Annotated in this window: 8 protein-coding genes; 5 read left to right on the top strand and 3 right to left on the bottom strand. The window is 47.3% G+C overall.

Annotation, left to right across the window (positions count from 1 at the left end; translation table 11 throughout):
- Positions 1–24: 24 nt before the first annotated feature.
- The 3 genes from TK45_RS15510 to TK45_RS15520 form a co-directional block, all read right to left on the bottom strand.
- Entirely contained in the window at positions 25–3,054 is a 3,030-nt protein-coding gene (locus TK45_RS15510) for a TonB-dependent receptor (RefSeq protein WP_131259758.1), read from the bottom strand.
- A 176-nt stretch (positions 3,055–3,230) separates the two neighbouring features.
- Positions 3,231–4,718, bottom strand: a complete 1,488-nt coding sequence (locus TK45_RS15515; RefSeq protein ID WP_131259759.1) for a tryptophan halogenase family protein — start codon at positions 4,716–4,718, stop codon at positions 3,231–3,233.
- Positions 4,719–4,811: 93 nt separating this feature from the next.
- The gene (locus TK45_RS15520) at positions 4,812–7,604 is read right to left on the bottom strand and encodes a TonB-dependent receptor (protein WP_131259760.1); all 2,793 of its coding nucleotides are present in this window, start codon (positions 7,602–7,604) and stop codon (positions 4,812–4,814) included.
- 737 nt (positions 7,605–8,341) lie between these two features.
- Here TK45_RS15520 and TK45_RS15525 point away from each other — a divergent pair.
- The 5 genes from TK45_RS15525 (at position 8,342) to TK45_RS15545 (ending at position 12,617) form a co-directional block, all read left to right on the top strand.
- A complete protein-coding gene (locus tag TK45_RS15525; RefSeq protein ID WP_371414287.1) occupies positions 8,342–10,126 on the top strand; it encodes a DEAD/DEAH box helicase in 1,785 nt (594 codons plus the stop codon).
- Positions 10,127–10,316: 190 nt separating this feature from the next.
- Positions 10,317–11,267: a CsgG/HfaB family protein gene (locus TK45_RS15530; RefSeq protein ID WP_131259762.1), complete on the top strand. Its 951-nt coding sequence runs from the start codon at positions 10,317–10,319 to the stop codon at positions 11,265–11,267.
- Between the two features lie 9 nt (positions 11,268–11,276).
- Positions 11,277–11,588, top strand: a complete 312-nt coding sequence (locus TK45_RS15535; RefSeq protein ID WP_131259763.1) for a hypothetical protein — start codon at positions 11,277–11,279, stop codon at positions 11,586–11,588.
- A complete protein-coding gene (locus TK45_RS15540) occupies positions 11,588–11,962 on the top strand; it encodes a DUF4810 domain-containing protein (RefSeq protein ID WP_131259764.1) in 375 nt (124 codons plus the stop codon). The genes TK45_RS15535 and TK45_RS15540 overlap by 1 nt, the downstream gene beginning before the upstream one ends.
- Complete coding sequence (locus TK45_RS15545; protein ID WP_131259765.1) at positions 11,946–12,617, top strand: GNA1162 family protein; 672 nt, start codon at positions 11,946–11,948, stop codon at positions 12,615–12,617. The genes TK45_RS15540 and TK45_RS15545 overlap by 17 nt, the downstream gene beginning before the upstream one ends.
- Positions 12,618–12,716 lie beyond the last annotated feature (99 nt).

Genomic DNA, 12,716 nt, shown 5'->3' on the forward strand with positions numbered 1-12,716 from the left:
TTAATCCGTTATGCATGCCATGCATCAGAATGTGTAGGTTGCGCCAAGGAAGAACTGACGGCCGAAATACTGAATCGTGCCGGTCAGCGCTTTATCACCGAAATAACTCTTAGTGGGCGCATCAGTCAGGTTGTTGACCTGAAACACCATGCCAAGGTTTTCGTTGATGTCGTATGACGCCTGGAAGTCCATCACCAGTTCTGCATCGTAATTTACCGTTTGCTCATTCACGCCGACCTGCGTCGACACAAAGGCATCGCGATAACGGCTACTCAGACGGGTTTCAAAACCATCGCGCTCCCAGAACACGGTCAGGGTGGCGACGTTTTCAGATAATCCCGGTAGCTTGTCGGTATACACTCCACCACCAATGGTGCGGGTGATTTCCGTTTCAGTGAAGGAGTAACTGGCGCTGATCCCCAGGCCATTGAATGGCGCTGGCAGGAAGTCATAAATCTGCGTATAGGCCAGTTCCAAACCACGAATGTAGCCGCCTTTGGCATTGTTGACAGCAACCTTGTACGTGCCATTTTCGGTGGGCAGCACCACATATAACGGTGCGCCATCACCATCCAGCACTAACTCACCATCCTCGTCATACACGTAGGATTTCACTTCACTTGGGACGTTAAAGCCATTGCCCGCGAAGTCGTAATTGGCCAGTGCCTGTTCTTCTACGAAGCTATCAATGTTTTTGTAGAACAACGCCGCCACGAAGGCACCATCGGTTTCCTCAAAATAATGCTCGTAAGAGATATCGTACTGAGTCGCCAGGAACGGGCGTAAATACGGGCTATTGGTACTGTTGCCGGTAATGGTTGCGACCGATTTTTCTGACTCGATGGCACCGGTATCCGGATTGAGGCTGGATTTAACCTCTTCCACATTGATATTGGCATTAGCGAACAAGCGGTTAATTGGTGCGCGGCCCATTACTTTGGCTGCGGCGAAACGCAGTTGCTGGTTATCGCTGAGTTTGAAGTTCAGGTTCAGTGACGGCAAATAGTTGGTGTATTTATCTACCAATACATCAGGGCGATACCAATCATTCACCAGCCCGGCATTATCGGTAATGTACTGGGCACCCAGGGTCGGATCACCGCGCACGTCCAGCACTTCCAGCGTGTCAGGATCGACGATGTCCATCGTCACTTGTTGCAAGGTGGTCGATGCCTGTTCCGTATCAACCCGGCGCACGCCAACGTTACCTGTCACAGGTAATTTACCCAGCATCATATCCAGATTGACCATCACGTAGGCCGATGTCACATCCTCATACACCTCACCACTTTCGGTCATGGTCCAGGAATAATCAGAGCCAGCACCTGGGCCATTAATGACACCCGGATTACCCGGCCCCCAGGTTTGCACGGGTTGTGGGATCCCGCCAGGGAACCAGGCATTCAACGCCTTATCCAGATCGATTTTCAGGTAGCTGGGGAAATAGGCAAATTCGCCTTCAAAGTCGACCACCTCAACCATATCGGCGGTCAGTTTTAATGGTGGCTGACCGCGCAAGAAGCTGGAGTCACTACCATATTCGAACACCGAACGATCATTGCTGTAGGTGCGCTCAGACTGACGAATACCCCAGGAAATCGATGCAATATAATCGTTGTCCAGCGCGTAGGTGAAATCCATCCGCCAGGCGTTGAGTTTGTCCTCATTCTGGTAAGGATAAATTCCGTACTTACTGGCCATCACGTAGTTGATATCAGTAAATTTATCGGCCTGATTAAATGCCACATCCGGTAAATCCAGACCATGCAGCAGGTAGCTCATACTGATATTGGTATCGAACACCGCTGTCGCGGCATTGGCGTCTTCGGCCACCAGCGACCACAACAAACCATTGCGGAAATCACTTTCCGCGCGGGATTGTGAAATATCGATGTTGACTGACAAATTGTCTGTCATTTGCCAATCGGCATTGATGCCGTAGCTGGCAACCTGGTCGTAATCACGGTTATCGTCATTGACCAGTTCGGCACGAATAAATGAACCATTGGCGTACGATAAGTTTCCGCCAACCATGTAGTCATCCAGCAGCACAGGATTGGTGATGTTGGCACGTGCGCCATCGAATTTAATCCGGAAGCCACGGGCAAAGGCTTCGGAGTCGAACTTAGATAAGAAACCATCAGCCTTTAATTTGAAGTTATCCGTCGGCGCCCATTCCACCACTGCCATATAGCCATTACGGGTTTCTTCACCGCCTTTGTGCTGCATCTCGAAGCCTTCACTAACCCATTCGCAATTAGGATCACTTTGGCCGGTTACACAAGGGGCGGAGTCGGCATTATCCAGTTCACGTTCAGTAGCACTGGCAAAACCGATAAACTGTACCGCGGAGCTCGGTTGGTAAAGGCGCGCAAAGCCCAGTGCCACGCCCAGCGTGTCATCCAACAGCTTGGTTTGATAGGAAAAACTAATACGATGACCAAATTCCTCGCCATCCGGGATCTCGCTGGCGCGGTCGTTGTACATGCCGCGCATATTCATCGAGAACTTTTGCTCTTCCTGCATCGACAACGGACTGGCGGTTTGCAGTTGCACTGTCCCTGCCACACCGCCTTCAATCAGCGAGGCTTTGGGCGATTTATAAACTGCCGCTGAGCTGATTAACTCAGAGGGGTACTGATCGAATTCAATGCTACGACTACCACTGGTTGAAACCTGTTCACGACCATTGAGGGTAGAAAAAACGAAGTCGCCGGATAAGCCACGAATATTAATTTCGGCTGCCTGACCGCCGGTACGCACCGCTGAAATCCCGGGTAAGCGAGTCAAAGCGTCCGCCATCGACACGTCGGGTAATCCGCCGAGATCATCGGCCGACAATTGTTCTGTGACGGTATCGCTGAAGCGTTTTTGATTCAGAGACTGAATCAGACTGGTACTGAAGCCTTTCACCTCGATGATTTCGAGGTTTTCCTGCGGCGTTTCGCTGGCCTCGGTCTGGTCTTCGGCCTGCTGCGCCATGGCGGTTGATGCCACTGACAATCCACCAGCCATTAAGGCGGCAGTCAACAGGTTGAGTTTAAACCTGGTCATCTTGTTGTTCCCGTTTTGCTTGTTATCGTTTGCGGGAGACACACAAAAATGGACCACAGCCTACCCACGCATTATTACATTTCGATAATACCGTTTACATTTTTTCAACAATATCAGTTGCATACGTATTCAGGCTGTGGAGATGAACAAAAAACGCCCACATTGTGGGCGCTCATTTATCTTGGCAAGTAGGCATCGTGGGGGGGAAGTTTATCCACAGTTCTGTTTATCAGCGTTTTTAAACTGTCAAACAGATCCTGTAATTGCTCACGACTCAGTGAATCGGCAATACTCATATAATCCTGCGGCGTAACACCTTGTCCAATTAACACCTGTTGCCAGGCTGCCTCGGTAAATAGATCGTCATAGTCTCTGAAGACTTTACCGGTGCTTTTGAACAGGTCGATTTTACGAGCGAGCGTGTCCGGAATGTCCATCTGCTGGCAATAACGCCAAAAATCCGTGTCTCCCCGTTCATTCGCTTTGTAATGCAGAATTATAAAGTCGCGAATTCTTTCAATTTCTAACGCACTTTGACGATTAAATTCATCTACTTCCTGCTGGCGGATACCCTCATGTGGAAAGCATTTAATCAGGCGGGTGGCACAACTTTGAATCAGGTGAATACTCGTCGACTCTAACGGTTCGAGAAAACCACTGGACAGTCCAATCGCAACTACGTTTTTATGCCACTGCTTACGACGACGTCCGGTCTTAAACTGAATTAAACGCGGTTCATTTAACGGGGCACCGTCGAGGTTAGCTAAGAGCGTCGCTTTCGCTTGTTCTGGATCGCAGAATTTACTGGAAAACACAATACCATTGCCGGTGCGATGCGTGAGTGGAATGCGCCATTGCCAACCAGCTTCATGGGCGATTGAGCGGGTGTATGGTACAAGCGGTTCAGTACGTTCACAGGGTACTGCCCAGGCAGAGTCACAAGGTAACCAATGACTCCAGTCTTCGTAGCCCGTATTCAACGTTTGCTCAATAAGCAAAGCCCGTAACCCGGTACAGTCTACGAATAAATCGGCAGATTTCTCATTGCCATCCTGTAGTTGCAGAGATCTGATGTTGCCAGTCGCCTCGTCAACATTTACTTTGGCGACCGTACCCTCAGTGCGGACCACGCCTCGTTGTATACTCCAATCTCTAAGAAATTGGGCGTACAGACCTGCATCAAAATGATAAGCGTAAGCAATGCCCGGCAAATTTGTTCCTTCTATTTGCTGAACCGGAGCAAACTTATTATTGATTGCCGCCTGGTAATTCAATGAAAAATCCCAGTAATCCTGTTCAATGCCGAGGTCTTGGGCTCGACGCCAAAAATGATGAAAATCACAAAATGGAAAATTTTTACCGATATTGCCAAATGCGTGCATGTACTGGCTATTTTGCTTCCACCAATTTTCAAACTGAATCCCAAGCTTTATCGTGCCTTTCGTTGCCCTCAAAAATTCCGACTCTTGGATACCCAACGCCGCATTGAAGTTCTGAATAGGAGGGATCGTCGCCTCACCAACACCAACCGTGCCAATCTGGTCGGATTCAATTAACTCTATAGACACGACCTTGCCCAATACCTTGGCCATTAATGATGCCGTTATCCAGCCAGCGGTGCCGCCACCAAGAATTATTACTTTCTGCACAGCTTGAACTCGCATTTACGCCCCATTGCTTATTGCACTACCTATATTTTTGCCATAAAAAAACCCCTGCGGCTATGCCGCAAGGGTTTTGTTTAGTCGGACACAACCTTAGAACTTGTAGCTTGCACCTAACAGATACACGCTGCCATATTCCTGATAGTCACGTACTTGCAGAGCATTATCACCACTTAGCGAGATAAACGGCTCGTTTGTGATGTTTTGTGCCTGTAAGAACACTGACAGACCTTCCAGATCCTTGTGACCGGCTTCACCGAAGTCATAACCGATCTGCGCATCCCAAATCGTTTCACCTACTACGTCAACCTGCACAGTGTCGAAACCAATACCATACACGTCACCTTTAAAGTCATCACGTTTACGCATGCTTACACGGGCGGAGAAACCATTTTTCTCATAGTAACCAGTAAACGTCATGATGCTGTCGGACAGACCCGGCAATTCATAAGCATTACCGTTGTTATCTGTGATGTCTGAGTTCACAACTGTGTAGCTGGCTAACACACCAAAACCATCCAGAGACTCGCTCAGCATGTTCATTGGAACAGCCAATGCAAACTCAGTACCCCACAGTGTGCCGCCACCCGCATTAACTTTGCCATTTAATTGGCCAATCGGATTGGACGGAACATCACCTGTCGCAGGGTCTGCAATACCAGTCATGTCAATTTCGCTGCTACCATCGAAAATCCAATCAGTCAGATTTTTGTGGAAGAACGCCAATGAGAAATAACCTTCTGGTGCGAAGTAATTCTCATAGGAGATATCAAAGCCAACTGCAGTTTTAGGTTCCAGCGCCGGGTTACCACCACTTACAGACCAGTTATAACCTTGTGCATTAGGTTGCTGGCTGTAAGACGTCTGTACTGAAGCATTCATCTCATCCAAGCGAGCGCGAGATAAGGTTTTGGCGGCACCAAAACGTAATGTCTGCTCATCATCAATACGCAGAGACATGTTCAGGCTAGGTAACAGATTGTTGTACGAGTGACTGATATCCGTTGGGTTTGCTACTACCAGTCCATCAACAACAGTACCTGCAAATCCTTTGGATTGCTGTTTAGTATGTACATAACGTACACCGACATTACCGGTCAGAGTCATACCGCCAACTTCAGTATCGAAGTCACCTTGGACATATGCGGCAGTCACTGTTTCATTTACCGACCATGACTTAGTCAGGTGTTGAATACCAGTCAGATTTTCGGCAGTCAGGTCATAGTAACCATCGGCCAACATTGCACCAGAATCATACGCAATCATGTCGCCCATGCCGATGAAATCCAGTGATACCGAACCCAGGCGATATTCTTCTGGCACAACCAACATGCCAGGGAACGCGTCCAACGTCATGTAATAGCCATTCGACTTTTTGGTTTTCTCGCGGTCACGGTGAGAAAGACCCACATGAACATTGTTGAACGGACCCGCTTCAACGGCTTGTGTTGCTGCAAGCTTTAACGAAGTCAGTTCATCGTCGATTTCAGGTGCGTTGATGAAACCATCCTGTGCAGCATTCTCGTATGGTGTGCCAGCTAAATTGAATTTGTCGTTCAGAGCAGCACTCCAACCCCACGTTAATGGGCCACCCATTTGAATCAGGTTAAAGTCAGAGTAATCCAGCTGATGCGAAAAATGTGCGCCCGTGTTACCGCCATCAAAGGTATACCCTAATGTGTCAGCCACGCCTTCGCTGTCACCACGACCAGTACCCGCATAGCTCTCAAAACTCCAGATATCGCGTTCAACTTTTGAGTAGCTTGCATCAAACTCGAGACTCAATGAATCTGATACTTCATATTCTGCGTTGAAACCTAACTGATTTAATTTCGCATCACGCGTCTCTAAGTCATTACGAACAACTACACGCTGACCAACTGTTGTAGCGGAAGTAACGAAGCCTGTTGCTGGGTCAACTGTTGCGCTATCTGCAGAAATGGAACCCTGGCCCCATGCAAATGGAATTTCGATACCGCGCAGAATTTTTTCGTCTGAGAAATCGACATAAAGCGCATCGACAGTCATTTTCAGCTTATCGGATGGCAGGAACTCCACGACCCCCATGATAGAGTCGCGTTTCAGTGAGGAGGAGCGCACAAACGGTTTAGCACCGCCAAGGATTGAATAACTATCACCCTCGTAAGTAAAACCTGGATATCCCCATGAGTTCCAGCGTTTTTCTTGGTTTGGCGAGTCCATCGTGGTGATTGCAACGGCAACACCTACTTTGTCATCGTTGAACTGATCAATGTATGACAGAGTCGCTCGGTAGCCAGTGTCATTACCATCTGGATTCAGTTTACCCAAACCTGTCTTCTCTGCTTGCAGATTGACCTGAACTACGCGCTCACCCTTTTTCAAAGGACTAACGGTCTGCATATCGATAACACCTGCGATACCTTCAGCTTCGATGGTCGCATCCGGCGTCTTGTATACAGTAACACCGCTCATAATCTCAGACGGGTACAGGTCAAATTCAACGCCACGGTTATCGCCAATTGAAACCTGCTCACGACCATTGAATGTAGTGGCAGACTCGTTTTCGCCAAATCCACGGATCGTTACCCGACTCGCACGACCATCAAGACGTTGTGCGGCTAAACCAGGCAAGCGCGCGATAGATTCAGCGATGGACGAATCCGGTAACTTACCGATATCTTCAGCAGAAATCGCTTCAACTACGTTAGAAGAAAAGCGTTTGGTATTAATTGACTCAATAACACTGCCGCGAAACCCAGATACTTCGATGACTTCTACCTGTTGCTCTTCGGCTTGTTGCTCTTGCTGTTCCTGAGCTTCCTGCGCATACGCGATACCTGAACTCAGCAACATACCACTGCTGATTAATGCAGCAGTAATTGAATTTGGCTTAAATGTTTTCATGTTTGTTTCCCGTTATCGTAGTAGGTCATGGGCTCGGGTTTTGTTGTTATTGAGCGCCAATATTTTCATAACACCGTGGCATAGTACTCCCGCGCATTTTCGTCACTCAACAAAATGCATACGTATTCAAGCTTATGCAATAACAGTTTGTTTACAATTTTATTTATTTCGCCAATCGCTTAAGCAAGAAATTTACCCCTTTATTATCAAACACTTAATCTCATGTAACCGCTTACACCACTTTACCTTGCATGCGCGCCCTGCTCAGTTTGTAAACAAGTCATTAATGCTGCTGCAATTAACACTGATTGGTTGACAATTTTGCTACAAGGAATTTAAAAAAATAACGTAACCCATTGTTTTATAGTCATAATTTATTTATTTAATTTTTAAAGTTGTGCTCGATAACACACGTAAAGCCACGCAACATATACGGGATTTTCCTTCCTCACATTGAATACGTATGCATTTTTATGCAAAGAACGTAGCTTTTCATTGTGCTGAGTTGCCAACGCAATTAATCCGCATCAACGACTGTGATCCCTTGTTTGTCACAGGCAAGCCAAAAAGTTTGTTCTACACTGTATCCAAACAAATGATTTTATTAACATTTTGGCAACACCGAATTAACCCGCAAGCGCAGTATTTACGTGGTGTCGGGGATTTTAATCCGGTATAATGGCTGATTAATTGTTAGGCAGCCTGCCAAATTCTATCTTCGCCAACCAGGAATCTTGATGACCACCAGCGAAATCACTTTTAAAGACTTAAACCTTCCCGAATCCATTCTGCAAGCACTGGAAAAGGTCGGTTATGAGAAACCGTCGCCAATCCAGGCGCAAAGTATCCCTCTGCTGTTAGATGGTCACGATTTACTGGGGCAAGCCCAGACTGGTACGGGCAAAACCGCCGCATTCGCTTTACCTATGCTGGCGCGTATTGATGCAGACGCAAAATATCCTCAATTACTGGTATTAGCGCCAACGCGTGAGCTGGCGATTCAGGTTGCCGAGGCTTGCCACACTTACGCCAGCTTCAGCAAAGAACTAAAAGTACTGCCAATTTACGGCGGCCAGTCTTATGACAACCAAATTCGTCAGTTAAAACGTGGCACCCAGGTTATCGTGGGCACACCGGGTCGCGTGATTGACCATATCAAACGCGGTACATTGAAACTGGACCAGCTGCGCTTCCTGGTATTGGACGAAGCTGATGAAATGCTGCGTATGGGCTTTATCGATGACGTTGAATGGATCCTTAGCCATGCGCCGGAGAGCCGCCAGACAGCTTTGTTCTCTGCCACCATGCCAGAGCCAATCCGCAAGATTGCGAATAAATATCTGCGTAATCCTGAAACTGTAAAAATTCAGTCTAAGGTGACGACTGCCAGCACCATTCGTCAGCGTTACTGCCAAATCGCGCCTCAGCACAAAATGGAAGCGCTGACCCGTATTCTGGAAGTGGAAAACACTGACGGTGTGATTATCTTCGTGCGCACTAAGACCGCCACGCTGGAAGTCGCAGAAAAATTAGCCGCACGTGGATACGATGTAGAGCCTCTGAACGGTGATATTCCGCAGGCCGCTCGTGAGCGTACCGTAGAGCGTCTGAAACAAGGCAAGATTGATATCCTTATCGCTACCGACGTCGTAGCCCGTGGTCTGGACGTTGAGCGTGTCAGCCATGTTATCAACTTCGATATTCCTTACGACACTGAGTCATACGTGCACCGTATCGGTCGTACAGGTCGTGCAGGTCGTAGCGGTGATGCCATCCTGTTTATCTCCCATCGCGAAAAACGCCTGTTGATGGCGATTGAGCGAGCGACCAAGCAAAAGATCGACATGATGCCAATCCCATCGATCAATGAGCTAAACGAGCAGCGTCTGAACCGCTTCAAGCAAAATGTAATTGAAGCGTTGAGCAGCCGTAGCATCGAAACGTTCCTGCCAGTGATTGAGCAAATCCAGCAGGAAACTGAGGCAGAGCCAGAAGTACTGATGGCCGCCTTAGCCAAACTGGCACAAGGCAGTGAACCGCTGATCCTGTCAGCCAATGATCGTCCTGACCTGAATGAACGTCCTGAGCGTCGCGAGCGCCCAGAGCGTGGTGACCGTCCGGACCGTGGCGAACGTGGTGAGCGCAAACCTCGTCGCACGTCGTCAAAACCAGAAGCAGGCATGACACGTTACCGTCTGAACGTGGGTTACTCTCACGGCGTGAAACCTGGCAATATCGTTGGTGCCATTGCCAATGAAGGCGGTATTGATAGCAAGCACATTGGCGCTATCGATATCAGCGAAACCTTTAGTACGGTTGATCTGCCAGAAGGTATGCCACGCGAGGTACAACAACGTTTGCAAAAAGCCCGCGTTGCCGGACAACAATTAGGCTTACGTGAATGGAGTGACGAACCACCAAAACGCGCTAAACCGTTCAATAAAGGTGAAGGCCGCGATGACCGCGGAAGTCGCCCTAACCGTGACGGACGCGAGCGCCGCGAACGTCGCAACAAAGACTAAACTAAAAAAGCCGCTCACTGAGCGGCTTTTTTATATTAAAAGGTAATCAGAAACTTAACTAAATCAGGTAGCTAGGAAAAATTTGCACTATCTGATAATCTGGCTGTGAGTGATCGCTGAATGGAATCTAACATCACTAATTCCCCATGCCAGCACTCCAGATACATCTAATCAATAAACAGGAACTTTTATGAAACGTATCGCTTTATACGGGCTTGGCCTTGTGTGTTGCTTAAGTTTACAAGCTTGCACCAGCTCAACTCGTGGCACAGTCAATCAGGTTAACAATTCTGGCCCTCAAGTTAGTCCTACCCTTGTCCAACCTCAAGAAATGGGGTTAAAACGCGTTGTCGCAATTTCCCGATTTACCGATGAAAGTAAACGCGCTAATAGCTTTTTAGTGGACAACCAAGGTAACAAGCTGGGTAAACAAGCTGCTGATATTCTGGCGGCCCGACTGACTGATACCAACAAGTTCATAATGCTGGAACGTGATGCAATTGAACAGGTTAAGCAGGAAGGCGCATTAGAAGATGATTTCAATCAGGTTGGTGCAGATTACCTTATTGTCGGTTCTATTTCGGAATTTGGCCGTTCTACTACCAGTGAGGTGGGGGTTTTTAGTCGCAATAAAATTCAAATCGCTAACGCAACTGTCAATGTGCGCTTAATCAACACAAAAAATGGCCAAATCATCTATTCCGAAGAAGGTAGTGGTGAAGCCCGTAGTGAAGCAAACAGAGTATTCGGTGTCGGTGAAACCGCCGCTTACGATACTTCGTTAGACGATAAAGCAATCTCTGCGGCTCTTTCCAAGTTAGTCAGTAACATCATTGAGAAACTATCAGACTCACCATGGCAGGCCTATCTCGTTGCCAAAGAAGGTAATCAATTAATGATGACGGGAGGCCAGTCTCAAGGCGTCAAAATTGGTGAAACTTTTTCAATCCTGGTTCGCGGTAAACAAATGAAAAATCCACAAACCGGCATGATGATTGAGCTTCCTGCCCGTGAGGTTGGCAAACTAACTGTTCAGGCATTTACAGGGAAAGGTGAAAATGAACTGTCATTGTGCGAGCTCGTTTCGGGCAATATTGATAGTAGTGATTTGACACAGTATGTCATCAGAGAAATTGAATAAGGAATATTTATGAAATCTCTTATCGCTTTTATAAGTGCATTATTTTTATTTGGCTGTAGTTCAGGATTTCAAAGTGTCACTCAGGTCGACGATAAAGCTTTTCTCCAAATTAACGCTGATGTGCGCCAGTACAACGTGATTCTGGATGGTCAACCTCTGGCGACCAGCACTGCCGAACCATTTTCTTTAAATGGAAAAAGTGTAACCCAATTTGCTGTCGCTAAAGGTAGCCACACAGTTGAAATTTACATGGGCAATTCCTTATTGGTGAAACGGAAGTTCTATGTGACGAATGGCAACGTTTTTGAGGTAAATCTGTGATGAAAAAGATTTTAACAGTCAGTCTATTCGCATGCCTAGCAAGTGGATGTGCAGCGACCAATAAAGATATTTATTACTGGGGAGATTACTCCCACTCTGCGTATGAATACCAAAGTGAGCCCAGTGAGGTAAGCCTGGCTAAACACCGAAATTCACTACTGGAAATCATTGCCAAAGCACCGGTATCGAAAAAACGTGTACCCCCGGGTATTTATGCTGAACTGGCCCAGTTGGAAATCAAGCAAAGCAATTGGGAAAACGCGAAGAAATATTTGCAACAGGAACAAATGTTATTTCCTGAGTCTAGTGTATTGGTGCAAACCATGTTGAAAATGATTAGCAGTAAGGAGACAGCCAGTGTTGAGGCTAACTAAAGTTATAGGCTTATTTGCCATCTTAACGCTGACTGGATGCGTGACACCGGTGATGTTAACCAAACAGGATGCGTATCCAGATATGTACGCACAAGGCCCCCAATCTATATTGGTGGTGCCGGCCATTAACAAGACCACTGCGGCCGATGCGCCGGACTTGTACTCCACTACTATTGCGCAGCCACTGGCGGAAGCAGGCTATTATGTTATGCCCATTCCTATGGTAGATATGCTGCTGACTGCGGAGGGCATAACGGATGGTGAGCAACTGCGTAGTATCGAGCCGACAAAATTTAAATCCATGTTTGGCGCCGATTCAATTTTGTTTGTAACCATTAATCAGTGGGACACCAATTACTATCTGACAGGCGGTAATGTGACAGTGGGGGCAGATTTTGAACTGGTATCAACCCAGTCAGCTACCGCTTTGTGGAATTATTCCGGACGGGTAGTCATCGATACCTCTGGTAATAGTGGCAATTTGATTGCGGATATAATCTCGACCGCAATCACCACAGCCTTGACAGATTATGTGCCAATAGCACGACAGGTGAATGCACGGGTAATGACCACGCTTCCGCTGGGTAAGTATCATTACCGACACAAGCTAGACGGTCAGGATCCAGTGGTCAATAAACAAATCGCTGGTCGCTAATGATTACTAAGCCGCTCATTGAGCGGCTTTTTTATTCGCCAAGCCTAAAAGCTATATAAAGTTCTTTTTTAATATTTCTGAGTTATAAAAAACTACGCC

Origin of the sequence: Bowmanella sp. JS7-9 (genome assembly GCF_004329715.1) — a bacterium.
In the GTDB taxonomy this organism is placed as follows: Bacteria; Pseudomonadota; Gammaproteobacteria; order Enterobacterales; family Alteromonadaceae; genus Pseudobowmanella; species Pseudobowmanella zhangzhouensis.